At 67.9% G+C, this 16,558-nt stretch carries 15 protein-coding genes; 5 read left to right on the forward strand and 10 right to left on the reverse strand.

Features of this window, described 5'->3' with window-relative positions:
- A complete protein-coding gene (locus tag ABD259_RS07280; protein ID WP_344161083.1) occupies window positions 1–3,477 on the reverse strand; it encodes an NACHT domain-containing protein in 3,477 nt (1,158 codons plus the stop codon).
- A gap of 143 nt (window positions 3,478–3,620) precedes the next feature.
- Between ABD259_RS07280 and ABD259_RS07285 the strand changes: the two genes are divergently transcribed.
- Window positions 3,621–4,022, forward strand: a complete 402-nt coding sequence (locus tag ABD259_RS07285; protein ID WP_344161086.1) for a VOC family protein — start codon at window positions 3,621–3,623, stop codon at window positions 4,020–4,022.
- 99 nt (window positions 4,023–4,121) lie between these two features.
- Here ABD259_RS07285 and ABD259_RS07290 read toward each other — a convergent pair whose 3' ends face one another.
- Both ABD259_RS07290 and ABD259_RS07295 read right to left on the reverse strand, forming a co-directional pair.
- Window positions 4,122–4,412 (reverse strand): DUF397 domain-containing protein, encoded by a 291-nt coding sequence (locus ABD259_RS07290; RefSeq protein WP_344161089.1) that lies wholly within the window; start codon window positions 4,410–4,412, stop codon window positions 4,122–4,124.
- Complete coding sequence (locus ABD259_RS07295) at window positions 4,409–5,221, reverse strand: helix-turn-helix domain-containing protein (RefSeq protein ID WP_344161092.1); 813 nt, start codon at window positions 5,219–5,221, stop codon at window positions 4,409–4,411. Before ABD259_RS07295 ends, ABD259_RS07290 begins: the two co-directional genes overlap by 4 nt.
- Before the next feature lie 389 nt (window positions 5,222–5,610).
- Between ABD259_RS07295 and ABD259_RS07300 the strand changes: the two genes are divergently transcribed.
- On the forward strand, window positions 5,611–6,060 hold the full coding sequence (locus tag ABD259_RS07300; RefSeq protein WP_344161095.1) for an ATP-binding protein: 450 nt from the start codon (window positions 5,611–5,613) through the stop codon (window positions 6,058–6,060).
- Window positions 6,057–6,266 (forward strand): hypothetical protein, encoded by a 210-nt coding sequence (locus ABD259_RS07305; protein ID WP_344161098.1) that lies wholly within the window; start codon window positions 6,057–6,059, stop codon window positions 6,264–6,266. The genes ABD259_RS07300 and ABD259_RS07305 overlap by 4 nt, the downstream gene beginning before the upstream one ends.
- Window positions 6,267–6,420: 154 nt before the next feature.
- Here ABD259_RS07305 and ABD259_RS07310 read toward each other — a convergent pair whose 3' ends face one another.
- Genes ABD259_RS07310 through ABD259_RS07320 form a run of 3 tightly spaced genes read right to left on the reverse strand, consistent with a single transcriptional unit; the run spans window position 6,421 to window position 10,137 of the window.
- Window positions 6,421–7,593 carry a lactate 2-monooxygenase gene (locus ABD259_RS07310; protein ID WP_344161101.1) on the reverse strand — a complete coding sequence of 391 codons (1,173 nt, stop codon included), beginning with the start codon at window positions 7,591–7,593 and terminating at the stop codon, window positions 6,421–6,423.
- A gap of 53 nt (window positions 7,594–7,646) precedes the next feature.
- Complete coding sequence (locus ABD259_RS07315; protein WP_344161104.1) at window positions 7,647–9,299, reverse strand: FAD-binding dehydrogenase; 1,653 nt, start codon at window positions 9,297–9,299, stop codon at window positions 7,647–7,649.
- A gap of 28 nt (window positions 9,300–9,327) precedes the next feature.
- Entirely contained in the window at window positions 9,328–10,137 is an 810-nt protein-coding gene (locus ABD259_RS07320; RefSeq protein WP_412759442.1) for an SDR family oxidoreductase, read from the reverse strand.
- Window positions 10,138–10,381: 244 nt separating this feature from the next.
- On the opposite strand from ABD259_RS07320, the gene ABD259_RS07325 reads away from it, so the two are divergent.
- Window positions 10,382–10,993, forward strand: a complete 612-nt coding sequence (locus ABD259_RS07325; protein WP_344161107.1) for a TetR/AcrR family transcriptional regulator — start codon at window positions 10,382–10,384, stop codon at window positions 10,991–10,993.
- Window positions 10,994–10,997: 4 nt separating this feature from the next.
- Here the strand turns inward: ABD259_RS07325 and ABD259_RS07330 are convergent, their stop codons facing one another.
- Window positions 10,998–11,672 (reverse strand): uracil-DNA glycosylase, encoded by a 675-nt coding sequence (locus tag ABD259_RS07330; protein ID WP_344161110.1) that lies wholly within the window; start codon window positions 11,670–11,672, stop codon window positions 10,998–11,000.
- 464 nt (window positions 11,673–12,136) lie between these two features.
- Between ABD259_RS07330 and ABD259_RS07335 the strand changes: the two genes are divergently transcribed.
- The gene (locus tag ABD259_RS07335; RefSeq protein ID WP_344106699.1) at window positions 12,137–12,697 is read left to right on the forward strand and encodes a YcxB family protein; all 561 of its coding nucleotides are present in this window, start codon (window positions 12,137–12,139) and stop codon (window positions 12,695–12,697) included.
- An 81-nt stretch (window positions 12,698–12,778) separates the two neighbouring features.
- Here the strand turns inward: ABD259_RS07335 and ABD259_RS07340 are convergent, their stop codons facing one another.
- The 3 genes from ABD259_RS07340 to ABD259_RS07350 form a co-directional block, all read right to left on the reverse strand.
- On the reverse strand, window positions 12,779–13,495 hold the full coding sequence (locus ABD259_RS07340; protein WP_344161113.1) for an MgtC/SapB family protein: 717 nt from the start codon (window positions 13,493–13,495) through the stop codon (window positions 12,779–12,781).
- 119 nt (window positions 13,496–13,614) lie between these two features.
- The gene (locus tag ABD259_RS07345; RefSeq protein WP_344161116.1) at window positions 13,615–15,408 is read right to left on the reverse strand and encodes a glycoside hydrolase family 15 protein; all 1,794 of its coding nucleotides are present in this window, start codon (window positions 15,406–15,408) and stop codon (window positions 13,615–13,617) included.
- 366 nt (window positions 15,409–15,774) lie between these two features.
- Window positions 15,775–16,452, reverse strand: coding sequence for a Uma2 family endonuclease (locus ABD259_RS07350; protein ID WP_344106696.1), 678 nt, complete (start codon window positions 16,450–16,452; stop codon window positions 15,775–15,777).
- Between the last annotated feature and the right edge of the window lie 106 nt (window positions 16,453–16,558).

A 16,558-nucleotide genomic window follows, 5' to 3' on the forward strand; every position in this document is an offset into this window, starting at 1 on the left:
CTAGTTTCCGCTGTCCTGAGTCGGGTGGTGCAGGCGGCGGTCCGTGGGTCGCGGACGGGCGCCCTCCCCGCTGCCGCCCCCGGAGACGCGCCCCTCGGATGCCTCCACCCTGCGGGTGGCACCCGGCCCGGAATCGCCGTTGAAGGCGATGTAATGCCAGTGCGGATCCTCCTGGGGTGCGGTGTTGCCTTTGGCGAGGTCCAGGATTCCCTCGAAGAGCTGCTCGGGGTTCTGGCTCAGCTCGTCCAGGAACTCGAAGAAATAGGGCTCCAGCGCGATCAGGACGGGCCGAATCGCCTCCGGCGACAGCCTCGTGCCGTGCACCACTTGGCGGACCCGCCCCAGATACGACCAGACCTCCGAGGCGACGTCCGCCATGTAGGAGGGGTCGATTCCCGCGGCCTGGCCGAACCGGAGGTCCTCGGCTGCTTGCCGGAGCACCAGGAGTTCCAGGCGGCCGAGCCATTCGGTGTTGAGGAGTCGTGTATACCGCTGCAGGCGTTCGGCGCCGCCGTCCCCGGGCGGGGCGAGACGCAGTTCCACGACATCGTGCATCTCTCCCCACACCGAGTCATCGTTGAGAACGGCGGACCCGGTGTACCACGCCAGCATGTCGGACGACGCGTGGAGGAAATACGGCCCGAGCATGAGGAACATTCGCGCCGCGGTGCCGTTGGCCCGCAATGCCGCGGCGCGCAGCAGACTCGATGTCACTCCCGTGAAGGGGATGGTGATCCCATAGGGGTCGGTGATGGCGGGAGCTTGCCGGAACGAGTTCGCCCTCAGCTCGAATCCGATGCACTCGCCGACATTGACGTCGTCGCCGTTTTCGAGCTCGATGAAGGTCGAGCCGTCCCCGCCCCACGTGTAGTTGTGGCGGACGCGGATGACGTCGACCAGCCCGTGCCACTCGTGGTCGACGATTCCCCGCCACTGGTTGGCCAGCACACGCCAGTCCTGCCACGGGTTCTGGGAATCCGGGAAGAGCTCGGTGACGCTGATCTTCGTGCCGCCGAGAACGAGCATCAGGACAAGGTTGGCCGTGTAGGTCGACTGCCGTGTGACGATGGGAAGGCGGACCGGCATGTAGCCGCTGAACGACCGATTGGGCTGCGGGAACGGCGCTTCGTGGAAGAGTTCGAGGAGTAGCGAGCGGTACTCCTGCTGCTCCTCGGGGTGCTGCTCGAACCGTCGCTCGAAGTGGTCGCCAAGGAACTCCACGATCGCCTGGCGTCCGGACAGCGCGGCGAACGAGGCGATCGCGTACAGCAGCCCGTCGTCCAGGGGCGTGGAGAAGCGGCGGCGCCGGGCGTTGGCCCGATCGATGACGAGATCGTGGAGTGTCGCCGCCACATGTCGTGCGACGAGGAACTCGCCGAACGTGGAGTGCAGGAACTCGTACACGCTTTCCGTGCGCGCGTCGCGCTGAGCCTGTGATTCGTGTACGAAGAAGAAGCGCCCGAAGACCTGGTGCGCGTCACTGATCGTGCCGCTGAGGTCGGCGTCATGCCTTCCCACGTTCGTCTCGGGGATCAGCACCGATAGGTCGGAGTCGAGCTGGTCCGCCGTCACCGTCTGCCGACGCCGGGTGAACATGGCCACGGCGACGATTTCCAGTCGACGTAGTTCGAGGTCGATGGCGTAGCCCATCCCGTCATCACTGAGATGCGGCTGGTGCTTGCGTACCTCGCGCCGGGCGAAGGAGGTAAGGAGTTGTTCGTAGAGCTCTCCCTTGGACCCGCTCCCGGCCTCCGCATGGGGAGCGGGGTCACCGGCCCCGCCCGATGCGTCCTCGCCACTCCACGCGATGTGGCCGGATGGATCGCGCTCGGGTGGCCAGGATGACCGAGGAGGGGCCGCCTGTCTGGTCTCACCGGCCGATCGCTGCAGCGCGTTCTCGTCGGCGTCGTAGATCAGCAGCATCATGAGCAGAAGCGGCTGCTCGGCGAGGTCTTGGAACCGGAGCACGGCGTCGACCGATAGCGGCCGTAGCCCGCGGGATTCGAAGACGTCCTGGTTGGCCCGGTTCCACACCTCGATCATCCGGCCGATCTGGTGCTCGTCGAACGCCTCCAACCGCACGATGAGCGACCCGTCGGGGATCCGGGCGCGGTTGGCGACCGCGGTGCGCGTCGTCACGATGACGGCGGTGGGCCGGTCGAGCTCGGCCTCGCGTTCCTGGAAGAGGCGGACCTGTTCCAGGTAGTCGGACTGGCTGGCGCCAGTGGCCTGCAGCAGTTCGTCGAATCCGTCGAGGATCACCACGGGCAGCGCGCCACTGGCGGAGCGGACGAGGTCAGGCCAGGACACCCGTTCGCCAATGGTGGCGTAGATGCCCTGTTCGATCTGGTCCTGAAGCGGGGCGTCGGCCGTCACGGAGCGCAGCTCCACGAGGACCGGCAGGAAGTCGGCGGCAGGGAGCCGCGCGGCGAGGACCTGGCTGAGCTTGGACTTTCCCGAACCCGGCTGTCCGAGGACGACGATCGGGTGGGTGATCGCCGATGGGCCGGTCAGCGCACCGGCGATCACGCCTTGCAGATCGTCGATGACGGGGTGATCGTTGCCCCACTCCTCGGTGGACGGCTGACTGTTCGCCGCGGCCCGTCCCACGCGGCCGCGCGGGTTGATGTAGGCCGTGCCGAGGGCGGGCAGAGTGAAGTCGGCGGGGGCGTCATCCGAGGCGAGGACGGGGCGCTCCAGCGCCTTGGCGTAGCGGTGGGAGAGCGCGGCGCGTTGCTGGCTGGGCCTCGCCCCCGTCGTCATGTCGGCGAGCAGGTCGCGGAGCCCGGCGAGCCCGGTGTCCAGGTGGGCGCGGGTGCTCTGATGCTCCCGCATCTGACTCCACACCATGAACTCGGGAACGTCTACGGCGAGCTGCCGGTAACTCTCGGTGTAGCGGAGCCGGGCACGCTCAGGGACACCCATCACCAGAACCCGTCGGACACGGTCCTGATCGGTCCGTGACAGCGACTCCCAGCAAGCGAGACCCGAGAGGAACCGGAACAGTCGCGTTCCCAGGCCCACGCGGTAGTAGTCGTCGAGGACGTTCTGGTGTGCCTCGAACGTGTGGTGCGGCTCGGGGAGCGGTACCTGCCGCGATCCCAGAAGCCCTTCGGAGAAGCCGGACAGCTGCGCCTGTTCGTCCGCGGTGAGTTCGAGATCGTCCAGCGCGAGCGGAGAGCCCTCCTCCGCCAGGCATTCGTCTACGGCCTCGAAGAAGGCGACCACCACCAGCACGGTGTGCGCGGCGGTGATGCGTTGGGTGCGGTCCAGGCGCCCTATCCCGTTGACGCGCTCCCGCACCGAGGTCAGCAGCTTGCGGCCGTGCTTGATGACGGCGCCTCCTGCACCGAAGAGGTCCGGGATGCCGACCACACTCAGCGCACCGTCGGCGGCCTGTTCAGCGAAGTCCAGGACGGCGGAGTCGTCCTTGCCCAGGATCTTCAGTGCGTCGGCGTAGCTGAGCCTTTTCGCCATCTGGGTAAGGGCCTCTCACGTGGTCCGTCTGCGGCAGCGCGCACCATTCAAGTACGGGAAGTACCGGTGGCTCAAATCCGTTCTCGGAATGACCATTATGAGAGGATGCGCCGACAATCGAACCACCACATCGGAGGACCACAGTGCCGTCGCCCATCCGCAACGTGACCATCGACTGTGCCGACCCGTATGAGCTGGCCAAATTCTGGAGCCAGGTGATCGGTGCGCCGCTTCACCCGGAATGTGAGCCCGGTGAGGAGGAGGCATTCATCGCGACCCCGGACGGGCAGCCGGGTCTGCTGTTTCTGCGTGTGCCAGAAGGCAAGAAAGTGAAGAACCGAATCCACCTTGACCTTGGTCCCAACGGAAACACGCGCGACGGCGAGATGGAGCGGCTCCTCGGGATCGGGGCCACATTCCTGTCCGACTTCCGGAGGGACGACGGCACGGGCTTCGTGGTCCTGGGCGATCCCGAGGGCAACGAGTTCTGCATCGAGCTCAGCGACGAGGAACTTGCCGCTGTGGGCAACAGGGGAGCCAAGTGAGCTTGGAGGACTGAGCGGCCTGCTGCTTGTGCGTGTCATAGGCCCCCGACCGCGAACGGTAGGAGGCCCCCTGAAGCGCCGGGAGCGGAGGGAGGACAGTTACAGGCGGTCGGCGCGGACCCCCGAGAGGAAGGCGCTCCACTCCTGGGCGGGGACGGTGAGGTGGCCGAGGTGGCGGTTCTGCGTGTCCCGTACGTGGGCCGCAGCGGGGCGTCTGGCGACCTCCACACAGTTCGGGTTTCCTCCGCCGCTGTAGCTGCTCTTTCTCCAGTGGTCTTGGTTCTGCGTGTCGCGCACGTGGGCCGCAGCGGGGCATTTGGCGACCTCCACGCAGTTGGCCTCTGCCTTGCTGTAGCTGGACTTATGCCATTCGGATTCGGTGATGTTCACGTGTACTCTCCTTGCGCGCCCTCAAGCAGGGCGCGCGACTGATCAGGGGGAAGGGCCACCGCTCGAAGGTCGCCCATGAGGGAAACGTGTTCATCAACCGCCTCAGGGTCAATGATCACGCCACCGGTGGACCCTGCCTCACGATAAAGGATCGTCCCAGCTCCGGGGACTTTGAGGAGTCGGAAGCTGCCGTCGACACCCGGAGGATTCCATGTGCTGCTCGGCACGATCAGTACTTCGACGCGGTCCCAGGTCGACGCCTTGCACAGGTGCTGAAGCTGCTCCCGCATGATCTTGGGGTCTCCCAGCCGTCGTGACAGCACCAGCTCGTCAATGACGGCCACCAGGAAGGGCGCATCTGTGCCTTGCAGGATCTCTTGACGTGTGAGTCGCTCTCGGACCTTTGCCTCTACCTGGTCGTCGGAGGCCAGCCTGTCCCCGGCTCGTATGGTGGCTCGCGCGTAGTCCTCCGTTTGGAGGAGTCCAGTCACTACAAGTGCCTGATAGTCCTGGATCTGGCTGGAGCGGCGTTCCATCTCAGGAACCTTGCGGTACCAGTCCGGAGGCTCGTAGCCGTCGTAGTGGCTTTTCCATAGAGCTAGTAGCTTTCCGTCGCTGGCAAGCTCCTTGTCGATACGTACCGCTTGATCCTCTTTTGCGTGAATCTTTCCTAGCTCAATGTCGCTGATCGCGGATTGAGATGTCGGGATCATCTCAGCGAGGCGCGTCTGGGAAATCCCAGCTTGAACACGACGTCGGCGCACCTCTGCGCCGAACTTACGGCTCGCTCCATCGCGCTCTATCGCCATGTATTGAAATCTACCAGCACTCTATCTGGCTTCATTTTTCCGCATAGTAGATAATCGCAGCTCAAGGATATATCTGGAGAACCGCCGAATGGCGGTGACACGATATTGGCGGGATGCGGGCCACCCCTGATCACGTGAATCCGCGTCCGTTTGGCCTATGGGCGTCACAAGTGGTTCGCCCACATGAAAAGCGGCCCTGGTCGGTGCCGAGAACACCTGACGCAGGGCCTTGATCCCCAGGCGAGGTGAGGATCCAGCATGAACACTAGCGTCCGTCCACCCAAGCAAGTGACCAGGACAGCGAATCATCGCGTTCGGAATGTGGGCCACCGACGGGCCGCACGGGTGCGCCCCTACATCCGAGTCGTCACGGGGGAGGCGGCCTGACCATGGACGTCTTCACTCGCAGCTTCCCCGGGCATCCCAAACAGGTGGCCGAGGCCCGCCACTGGGTCGAGGAGGTGCTGACCACCGCACCCCGTGGATCCGGTGTCCCGGACGACACCGTCGCAACCGCCGTCCTGCTCCTGTCGGAGCTGTGCACGAACGCCGTCCGGCACAGCCGGAGCGGAGAGCACGAAGGGCGGTTCACCGTCCGCCTCGTCCTCACATCCGGTGAGCTTGAGGCACGCGTCGCTGACAACGGCGCAGCGAATAGCGTGCCCCACCTGACGGACTGCGACCCGGACACTGAGGGCGGCCGAGGGCTGCGGCTCGCACTGCACTTCGCCGACGAGTTGGGCACCCTGCCCAACGGCCGCGGAATGTACTACCGCCTCGTCTGGGACGCCACCCCGGCGGGGGATGCCCCCACGGCGGCAGAGGAGCCGTGCCAATGAGTGGCGACCAGGGCGACCGGCGCACCCAGGCCAGGGCCGACAGGCTGCGACGCGAGATCGAGGAGTTGCGCGTCCTCGTCATCTTCGGCAAGTCCTACCCGGTCGAGCCCCGGGAGCCGCCCTATTTCATCGGGGACGAGGTCGCCTATCTGGAGTGGCAGCGCGACGACATCGAGTGGCGCCGCTTCTGGATCAACAAGGGTTGACCGACTGTTGATTCACCTGCTGTGAGAGGGCCGCCGATCAGGACTCGGCGGCCTCGCAGCAGATACGGAGCTGACGTCGCGGGGACCGCCCCCGCGTGCCCGTCCGCCGTGCGGTCCGGCACCCGGGCCACCGGGCCGCGAGCAGTCCCCGCCGTCAGGTCCCTGGGACCCTCATGAGGGTGCCCCGGCTCAGTTCGGCGGGGGTGCGGTATCCGGCAAGCCCCAACGTCAGGTCGAGGTCGGCCAGTACGCCCCGCAGGACATCCCGCACCCCCTCCTCGCCGCCGTGGGCCAGCCCGTAGACATAGGGGCGCCCCAGCAGCACCGCACGCGCGCCCAGTGCCAGCGCCTTGATCACGTCGGATGCGGAGCGGATGCCGGAATCGAACAGCACCTCCATCCGGTCGCCCACGGCCTCCACGATCGGTGGCAGGGCGTCCAGCGACGCGATGGCCCCGTCGACTTGGCGGCCGCCGTGGTTGGAGACGACGACGCCGTCCATGCCCGCGTCCGCCGCCCGGCGCGCGTCGTCGGGGTGCAGGATTCCCTTGAGGACGATCGGGCCGTCCCAGAGTTTCCGTAAGAGGGACAGCTGCCCCCAGCTCTTGTCGGTCCCGGTGAACATCGCCACCCATTGCAGCACCGCCCCGGCCAGGTCTTCCTCGGGCGGGCGCTCCAGCAGGGCGCGGAAGGCGGGGTCCGAGAACGGAACGGCTGTGCCCACACCCCGGACGAACGGCACGTAGGCGTTATCGAGGTCGCGCGGCCGCCAGGCCAGCGTCCACGTGTCCAGGGTGACCACGAGCGTGGTGAAGCCCGCGTCGCGGGCGCGCCGCAGGATGCTGGCGGTCACGTCGTCGTCGTTGGGCCAGTACAGCTGGAACCACCGCGGCCCATCGCCGCAGGCGTCGGCCACGTCCTCGATGGTGTGCGATGAGGCCGTGGACAGCACGCTGGTCACCCCCAGTCCGGCCGCCGCCCGCGCCGTGGCGAGCTCGCCGTCCGGGTGGACGATGGACTGCACCCCCACCGGAGCGAGCAGCACCGGAGCGGGCAGGTGTTCGCCGAAGACGGTGGTCCCCAGGTCACGCGTTGTCGCGTCGGTGAGCATCCGGGGCACGATCCGCCACTGGCCGAACGCGTCCTCGTTCGCCCGCGCGGTGGAGCCGGTGCCGGCACTGCCCGCCACGTACCCGAACGCGTGCGGTTCGAGGAGGGCGCCCGCCGCGTCCTCCAGGGCAGCCGGGTTGGTCGTGATCTTCGGGGTGTGCCCTTCCAGCCCTTGCGCGTAGATCTCGCTCTGGAAGTTAGCGAACGATGTGCCCATGGGTCCTCCTTCAACGCTTCGCCATTGGTGCGGGCATGTGCCGGGGGAAGCGTTCAGCCGAGATCGCGCGCGATGGCGCGGCCGGCGGTTCGACCGGAGAAGATGCAGCCGCCCAGGAAGGTCCCTTCCAGGGCGTTATAGCCGTGGACCCCGCCGCCGCCGAACCCGGCGGCCTCGCCCGCTGCGAACAGGCCGTCGAAGGGGCTGCCGTCGGGACGGACGACCTGGGAGTCGAGATTGGTCTCCACACCACCCAGGGTCTTGCGGGTGAGCAGCCGCAACCGCACCGCGATCAGGGGCCCGTGCCGAGGATCGAGGATCCGGTGCGGCTTCGCGATGCGGACCAGGCGGTCGCTGAGGAACCGCCGTGCCGTGTGGATGGCGGCGATCTGCAGGTCCTTGCCGTAGCTGTTGCCGAACTGGTGATCACGTGCGACCACCTCCCGCTTGACCTGCTCGTGGTCCAGCAGCGGTGTTCCGGTGACGGCGTTCATCCCCTCGACCAGCTCCCGGAGACTGTCGCGGACCACGAAGTCCTCACCGTGCCGCAGGAACGCCCGGATCGGTCCGGGAACGCCCCCGCCCGCGCGGCCCAGCGACGCCGTGAGGCTCTTGCTCGTGAAGTCGGGGTTCTGCTCGGAGCCGGAGAGCGCGAACTCCTTCTCGATGATCGACCGGTTCAATACGTACCACGTGTGGCCGTATCCGGTGCCGAGGATGTGCCGGAACGTGCCCAGCGTGTCGAAGCCGGGGAAGTACGGGGCCGGGAGCCGGTGACCGGTGGCGTCCAGCCACAGCGATGACGGCCCGGGGATGATCCTGATCGCGTGGTTCGGCCAGATCGGGTTCCAGTTGGCGATGCCCTCGGTGTAGTGCCACATGCGGTCGCTGTTGACGATGTTGCCGCCGGCGGCTTCGGTGATCGCCAGCATCCGCCCGTCGACGTGGGCGGGAACACCGGTGAGCATGGGCTCCGGCGGCCTGCCGAGCGAGCTGGGCCAGTTCTTCTCGACGAGTTCGGGGTTTCCGCCGATGCCGCCCGAGGTGACCACCACCGCCTGGGCGCGGAACTCGAAGTCGCCCGCGGGTGTGCGCGAGGACCGCACACCCCGGGAGGCCGTCGACGGCTCCAGGATGGTCCCGCGGACCCCCTGGGTGCTGCCGTCGGCCACCAGCACCTCGTCCACCTGGTGGCGGTACCGGAACACGACCCGGCCGGCACGCGCCGCCTCCAGGACGCGGTCGGCGAACACGCGGACCACTTCGGGCCCGGTTCCCCAGGTCATATGGAAACGCGGGACGGAGTTGCCGTGGCCGGACGCGGTGCCGCTGCCCCGCTCGGCCCACCCCACGGTGGGCAGGACTCGCAGCCCGAGGTCGTGCAGATACTCCCACTTCTCCCCAGCCGCGAACGCGACGTAAGCGCGGGCCCATTGCCGCGGCCAGTGGTCGTCGCGCTCCCGATCGAAGCGGGCCGAGTCGAACCAGTCCTGAAGCGCCAGCTCGTAGGAGTCGTTGATCCCCAGGCGCCGCTGCGCCGGACTGTCGACGAAGAACAGCCCGCCCAGTGACCAGAACGCCTGCCCGCCCAGGTTGTCGGCGCTCTCCTGCTCCACGACGAGCACTGTGCGCCCGGCCCGCACGAGCTCGTAAGTGGCCACCAGGCCAGCCAGGCCCGCACCGACCACGATCACGTCCGCATCCATCGTGCTGCCCCCGTTCGACCGATGTTCTCTAGAGCCCGAAGCGGCGGGAGACCAGCCGCTCGACAGTCTGCCGCGGCAGCAGCCGCCGCAGAGCGAAGATGAGGGGCGCGTTGCTGCCGACGGCGTAGAGCGGCTTCGGCTTCCGCGCCTCGACGGCCTGCACGATCGTCTGGGCGACCCTGGAGGGCGGGGTTCCGGTGGCCTCACCGGCATCCAGCATCGCCGAAACCCGGAAATAGCGGTCGGCGTAGGGGGAGGGGTCAGCGATGAAGCGGTCGCGGCGGGAACTGATACCGGTGTTGATCTGCCCCGGCTCGACCACAGTGCAGGCCACGCCGAACGGTTCGAGCTCCTTGCGGGCCGCGAGGGCGAATCCCTTCAGCGCCGCCTTCGATGCAACGTAGCTGGAGCGGAAGGCCAGCGGGAAGCTCGCCTGCATCGAGCCCACCATGACCACCCGCCCGTACCCCTGCTCGCGCATTCCCGGCAGCAGTAGTTGCGTGAGCCGGACCGGACCGAGCACGTTGGACGCGAACTGCTGCTCCAGGACCGCCGGCGGCAGCTCCTCGAAGGGGGCGAGCTGACTCTGGCCGGCGTTGTTCACCAGCACATCGACGACGCCGGCGCGGTCCGCGCAGCGCGCCACGCTGTCCGGGTCGGTGAGGTCCAGGGGGAGGTAGCGCACCTCCGGCACCTGCTGGTCGGCGCGCAGGCTCTCCGGATCCCGACAGGTCCCCAGCACCCGGTAGCCCCGCTCGGCCAGGAGGGCGGCGGTCGCGCGCCCAATCCCCGACGACGCACCGGTCACCAGGGCAGCTTTAGCTCCTGACGTGCTCATCTCCGCCCCCGCATCGGAAAGATGCATGAATGAATCGGATACACCACTGTATTCTCGATCACACGGATGCGCCAGTAAGGGTGTCCTGTATCACATCGAGGTGTGTCGCGGCGGCAGGGGCGACGGGGCCCACGGGCGGACTGCCGCCGAGCGCTTGGATACAGCAGCGCATCGGATACGATCGCGTATGAAAGATGGTTGCGGAACTCGCGGAAGTCAACGTGCCGACCAGCAGGGGGAACCGGTGCCCAAGGGGTCCACGAAGCGGCGTCCGCGGACGCTGGCCAAGCTGCTGGACGCGGCCCTAGAGGTCTTCGCGGAACGCAGCTTCTACGGCGCCTCCATCGAGGAGATCTGCGACCGCGCGGGCTACACCCGCGGCGCGTTCTATTCCAATTTCACCAGCAAGGAAGAACTGTTCCTGGCCCTGTTCGACCGGCACAGCCAGCAGACACTCGACGGGCTGGCCGAAGCCGTGACCCGGGCGGAGAACGCCGCGGATCCGGTCGCGGCGCTGGCCGAGTGGGCCGGCGCGCAGGCGCCCGCCGAGCGCAGATGGCAGCTGGTCTCGACCGAGTTCTCCCTGCTCGCCGCGCGCGCTCCGGAGACCGCCGCCCGACTGGCGCAGTACGAGGCGGAGGTGCGCGCTGGGATCGTACGGCTGCTCGAACTGCTGTTCCGGCGCATGGGCGTCCAGCCGCAGGTCGATTTGGAACTCGTGGCGCGGCTCGCTATCGCGGTCCGGGAAGGTGGGATCCTGCAATCACTCGTGGAACCCGACGCCCTGCCCGCGGGTGAACTGGAGCGGCAGTTCTTCCCCCTGCTCCTGCGAGCCGTCGCAACGCACCAGGAGTGAGGTCCTAGGGAAGCCTCCAGTCGACCGCCTCGGCGCCCTGTTCCTGGAGAAGGGCGTTCGCCTTGCTGAAGGGGCGGGAGCCGAAGAAGCCGTACTTCGCCGACATCGGGCTCGGGTGCGGCGCCTCGACGCAGGGCACGCCCGGCATGAGGGGACGCAGGTTGCGGGCGTCGCGGCCCCACAGGATCGCCACCAGCGGTTTTCCGCGCTCCGCCAGCGCGCGGATCGCCTGTTCGGTCACCTCTTCCCAGCCCTTGCCCCGGTGCGAGGCGGGCTTGCCCGGCATCACCGTCAGGGCGCGGTTGAGCAGCAGCACCCCCTGCTTGGTCCACGGGGTGAGGTCACCGTTGGACGGCTTGGGCAGGCCCAGGTCGTCCATGTACTCCTTGTAGATGTTGCGCAGGCTCCCCGGAAGCTTCACGTCGGGAGCGACGGCGAAGCTCAGCCCGATGGCGTGCCCGGGGGTGGGGTAGGGGTCCTGGCCCACCAGCAGCACCCGCACGTCATCGAAGGGCTGCTGGAACGCCCGCAGCACGTTCTCTCCGGAGGGCAGGTAGGTGCGTCCCTCGGCGACCTCCTTGCGGAGGAACTCGCCCATCTCGGAGATACGGCCGGCCACCGGCTCCAGGGCCTTGGCCCAGCCGTCATCCATGATCTCGTTCAAAGGTCGTCCGGACATGGTTCAGAACCCTAGCGGTGAGCGGCGACAGCTACGCCGTGTTCGCTGTGTGGGACGGGTGACCCGCCCCACACCCGCTCAGCAGCGAGGTCGAGGGCGGTCGCACCAAGGAACCTCTGCCTACCTTTCGTATCCGTGCCCGTCACGCCAGCGGCACGAAGCACGCCGTGCCCGGTGCCCGGTGCCCCGTGCCCCGTGCCCCGCGCGCTGCACGTCGGGCGTGGGCCGAGCCGACGCGTCAGCAGTGCGCTGTCTTCATCGTCGCACTGTCGTCCGCGGCGCACCGGGCGCGGAGGCGATGCGTTCCTGGTCAGCGACAGTGGCCAAGCCGAGATCATCGAGCGGCAAAGTTGATCACACATGGGCAGAGGCGACAGTGGCGTCGAGGCCGAAAAAGCGCCACCGTCTTCCTTAGCCCGATCACCGAACGAGACGTGCCGAGGCGGCGTCGGCGGGAAGGGAACATGAGCGAGCAGCGGACCGAAGCGGAACCGATCGAACTGGTCTATCGGCCGACGAAGAGGGACCTCCGCGAGGCGATGCGGGCGCGGGACCGGGTGACCGGGGTCAGACGGTACGCCCTGGGGGGAGCTTTGGCGACATGGGCGATGACCGCCGCGCTTATCCTGGCCGCCGTCATCTTCGACTACCCAGCCGTGCTGGTGCCTATTATCGGCGGCGTCGGCGGCGCCCTGTTCGTGCTCGTGCCGTGGGCGCTGCGCGGCATACACCTGCGCGCCATGTACCAGGCCCTGGAACCCGAGGGCGAAGTGCGCACGGTGGCCGACAACGGAGGACTCCGCTGTGAGTCCCGCGCCTCGACCGTGACGTTCACGTGGGGCTCGTACACCGAGTACGTGGAGACGATCGACCAGTTCGTCCTACTCGGCGGTCTCCTCGGGGCTGACTGCGTCGCCGTGCTCCCCAAACGCGGACTGCGGGCAGGGGAGGATGTCGATCGTCTGCGACGGCTTCTCGATGGGAAGCTGAGATGTGCTGACTCTCCCCGCAGCCCAGACCATTAACACAGGCCACACCATCGGCTCCGCAATATGTTCGGCGAAGTTTCTTGATGAGGGTGGACCGGAACGCGGGCGCTGCTCCCGCTACTCCTTCTCGTTCTCCTCGTCCGGCCCCACGTCCACGCGGTGCACTCCGGGGATGTCCGACAGGTCGGCCGCCAGCTCGTTGACATCGCCCTTGCCCTGGACCCGCAGGGCCAGGTCGATCTGCGCCGGGCCGGGGCGGCTCGACTCGGCGCGCTGGCTCCGCACCTCCTCGATGACGAAGCCGCTGCGGGTGGCCTGGGTGACGATCGAGCGCAGGATGCCCCGTCCGTCCTCGTAGCCGACCTGGATGAGGGCGGTGGCCGGTTTGCCCCGGGCGAGCCGGTCGAGGATCAGCGGGTAGCAGAAGGCCACCACGAAGTACGCGGCGGTGACGGCGACCGCGACGAGCCACAGCCCGGCCCCGGCCGCCGTGCCGACAGCCGCCGACAACCACACGGCGGCGGCCGTGGTCAGCCCGCGCACGATGTCGCGCCGAACGAAGACAAGACCGGCGCCGATGAAGCCGACACCCGAGACGATCTGGGCCGCGACACGGGAGGGGTCGAGTACCACACCCGGTGGGTCGAGCACGTCCCCGAAGCCGTACTTGCTCACGATGACGAACAGTGCGGCGCCGAGCCCGACGAGGGTGTGGGTGCGCAGCCCCGCGCTCTTCTGCCGGAGCTGGCGCTCCAGGCCGATCAGGCTGCACAGCACGAGTGCCAGGAGCAGCGCCACCAGCTGCTCCCACCCTTGCACGGCGAGGCTCTGCATGGGGCTCTCCTACCCACTGGCACGAGTCCATCCCCACCCCGGTCCGGGGTGATGGGGGAGCGGTGGTCGGTGGGCTCCGGCCGGGGCGCGCTCATCCCGCCGCGCCCCGCCGAGCCGCGTCAGTTCCCGCCGCGGCGGTGGCCGTCGTGGTGGGAGAGGTTGAGCGCGGTCGTGACCAGGGGCACGTGGCTGAACGCCTGCGGGAAGTTGCCGACCTGGCGCCCCTGCTTGGGGTCGAACTCCTCGGCGAGCAGCCCGACGTCGTTGCGCAGCGACAGCAGCCGCTCGAAGAGGTCGCGCGCCTCCTTCTCCCGGCCGATCGACAGCAGGGCGTTGGCCATCCAGAAGCTGCAGGCCAGAAACGCGCCCTCCTCGCCGGGGAGCTTGTCGGCGGCGTCCTCGCGGTCGGTGCGGTAGCGCATCACGAAGCCGTCGATCATCAGGTCGTCGCGGATGGCCTCGATGGTGCCGACGATGCGGGGGTCACTGTAGGGGAGGAAGCCCACTTCCGGCAGCAGCAGCAAGGCGGCGTCGAGCTCCTTGCTGCCGTAGTACTGGGTGAACGTGTTGCGCCGCGCGTCGTAGCCGTACTCGCACACCTCGGCGTGGATGGTGTCGCGCAGTGCCTTCCACCGCTCGATCGGGCCCTCCTTGCCGAACTCCTCGATCGCCCGGACGGCGCGGTCGGCGGCCACCCAGGCCATCACCTTGGAGTGCACGAAGTGCTGGCGCGGGCCGCGGACCTCCCACAGGCCCTCGTCCGGTTCGTCCCAGCACCACTCCAGGTAGTTCACCAGTGACCGCTGCAGGCCCCACACGTGCTCCCCGCCGTGCAGCCCCGAGGTGCGGGCGAGGTGCAGCACGTCCATGACCTCGCCGTAGACGTCGAGCTGGTACTGGCCGACGGCGGCGTTGCCGATGCGGACCGGACGCGAGCTCTCATAACCGGGCAGCCACTCGGCCTCCCACTCGGCGAGGCGCCGCTCCCCACGCACGCCGTACATGATCTGCATGTGCTGGGGTTCTCCGGCCACCGCGCGCACCAGCCACTCGCGCCAGGCGCGCGCCTCGTCGTGGTAGCCGCTGCGGATCAGCGCCTCCAGAGTGATCGTGGCGTCGCGCAGCCAGCAGTAGCGGTAGTCCCAGTTGCGCACGCCGCCGATCTCCTCGGGCAGTGAGGTGGTGGGGGCGGCGACGATGCCGCCGGTGGGGCGGTAGGTCAGCGCCTTGAGGGTGATGAGGGAGCGCACCACGGTGTCGCGGTAGTCGCCCTCGTAGCGGCACTGCTCCACCCACCTGTGCCAGAAGCGCTCGGTGCGGGACAGCGCCTTCTCGGCGTCGAGGTGATCCGATTCCTCGATGTGCGACGGGTGCCAGGTCATGACGAAGGGGACGCGCTGGCCCTCGCTGATGGTGAAGGTGGTGTCGTGGGAGAAGTTGTGGCCCTCCATCGGGATCGGTGAGCTGAGCCAGACGGAGTCGGGGCCCGCGACCGCCACCATTTCGGTGCCGCTGCGGCGGATCCACGGCACGACGTTGCCGTAGTCGAAGCGGAGGCGCAGCGCGGTACTCATCCGGACGCTGCCGCGCAGCCCGACGACGATGCGCACGATGTGCGGGGCGCCGCCGCGCGGCGGCATGAAGTCGATGACCCGGACGCTGCCCTCGGGTGTGTCCCAGTCGCTCTCCAGGATGAGCGTCTCGTGCCGGTAGCGGCGGCGGGTGGCGTGGGTGGCTCCGCTGGCGGGGCGGATCCACCAGTTGCCGTTCTGCTCGTCGCCCAGGATGCCGGCGAAGCACGCGGGTGAATCGAAGTGGGGGAGGCACAGCCAGTCGATAGAGCCGTCGCGCCCGACCAGCGCAGCGGTCTCCATGTCGCCGATCAGCGCGTAGTCTTCAATCCAGCCGGACACGCGGCTTCACCCCCTGAGTATCCAAGATCACGTTCTCGCGGACGTACCGTATCCAACTCCGGTCAGCCCCGTGGTCATCCCCTGAACAGGCCCAGGGCCTGTGTTCCCTATGCCCGGAACGTTGTTACGGGGGCGGCTGATGTCGCGGCGCCGCGCCCTGGCCATGGTCACGGATTCGTGTGGCTTTAACGTCACGCTACCCGCTGTTGATCCTGGACTGGAGGGAACAGAGCGCAAATGTGGGGGAGTTAAGGGGTTCGTCCCCGAAAGATTCCCGCAGACGTTACCCGTGCGTGATCAGATGCCTCCGACGCTGCCGTCGGAGGTTGCGGGGACCGATCGCGGGCGGGAGAAGGCGGTCGGCGATCAGTACTCGTCCATCTCCGCGAGGTCGATGTCGATGTCGAACGGCACCGTGAGCTTCAGCCGGTCACGGTAGATTCCGGTCGCGACATAGGCCTGAGTGGCTGGGTCCAATTCGTAAACGTAGACCACCGGCATCCCCCCGTCGTTCTCGACGCGCCAGAAGTGGGGGATCCCTGCCTTGGCGTAGAGCTGCGGCTTGCGCTCCCGGTCGCGCTCCTCGGACTCCGGTGAGACGACCTCAACGGCGAGTTCCACTGCCTCGCGAAGGTAGTCGGAGGTCGCCGCGCCTTCGTCCTCCGCTGCGTCCTTCCTCACCACCAGCACATCCGGCTCGGGGCGCTGGCGCTTTCCCAGCGTCACGGTCATCTCGCGGCGGACACGGAGGCGGGTTGGGGCCTGGCGTCGAAGCTTGTCCTTCAGCAAGTCCACGACCTGCATGTGGAAGAGCATCTGTGGACTCACGAATACGAGGCTCCCGTCGATGAGCTCGGTGTGTGGGGGGAGATCCGGAATCCGGTCGAGGTCGTCGGCGGTGTAGCCCTCCGGAGGGGGCACTGGCCATGTGACACCCTCCGATTCCGATGGTGGGGACGCCGCCGCTGACCGCTCGACACCAGGAGCTGTGGTCATATCACTGCCTCCGCGTGTCGGATCCTTGTCGTCGCCCACCGTAGCCATTCGCACCCCTCCGTCCCCGTCGGTTCTTCAATTCTCGCATTAAGACCCCCTCCCCGGGAGAACCGTTAACCGCAGATTGGCCTGACCAGAACAGGCCGGTCGGTGG

The sequence above is a fragment of the Nocardiopsis rhodophaea genome (assembly GCF_039530945.1).
GTDB lineage: Bacteria > Actinomycetota > Actinomycetes > Streptosporangiales > Streptosporangiaceae > Nocardiopsis_C > Nocardiopsis_C rhodophaea.

What these genes read in the sequence shown, in the direction of transcription:
- ABD259_RS07310 (WP_344161101.1), bottom strand. Translation starts at nt 7,593, where the DNA reads ATGGGCACATCGTTCGCTAACTTCCAGAGCGAGATCTACGCGCAAGGG.
- ABD259_RS07320 (WP_412759442.1), bottom strand. Translation starts at nt 10,137, where the DNA reads ATGAGCACGTCAGGAGCTAAAGCTGCCCTGGTGACCGGTGCGTCGTCG.
- ABD259_RS07340 (WP_344161113.1), bottom strand. Translation starts at nt 13,495, where the DNA reads ATGCAGAGCCTCGCCGTGCAAGGGTGGGAGCAGCTGGTGGCGCTGCTC.
- ABD259_RS07350 (WP_344106696.1), bottom strand. Translation starts at nt 16,452, where the DNA reads ATGGCTACGGTGGGCGACGACAAGGATCCGACACGCGGAGGCAGTGAT.
- ABD259_RS07305 (WP_344161098.1), top strand. Translation starts at nt 6,057, where the DNA reads ATGAGTGGCGACCAGGGCGACCGGCGCACCCAGGCCAGGGCCGACAGG.
- ABD259_RS07295 (WP_344161092.1), bottom strand. Translation starts at nt 5,221, where the DNA reads ATGGCGATAGAGCGCGATGGAGCGAGCCGTAAGTTCGGCGCAGAGGTG.
- ABD259_RS07300 (WP_344161095.1), top strand. Translation starts at nt 5,611, where the DNA reads ATGGACGTCTTCACTCGCAGCTTCCCCGGGCATCCCAAACAGGTGGCC.
- ABD259_RS07335 (WP_344106699.1), top strand. Translation starts at nt 12,137, where the DNA reads ATGAGCGAGCAGCGGACCGAAGCGGAACCGATCGAACTGGTCTATCGG.
- ABD259_RS07280 (WP_344161083.1), bottom strand. Translation starts at nt 3,477, where the DNA reads ATGGCGAAAAGGCTCAGCTACGCCGACGCACTGAAGATCCTGGGCAAG.
- ABD259_RS07315 (WP_344161104.1), bottom strand. Translation starts at nt 9,299, where the DNA reads ATGGATGCGGACGTGATCGTGGTCGGTGCGGGCCTGGCTGGCCTGGTG.
- ABD259_RS07330 (WP_344161110.1), bottom strand. Translation starts at nt 11,672, where the DNA reads ATGTCCGGACGACCTTTGAACGAGATCATGGATGACGGCTGGGCCAAG.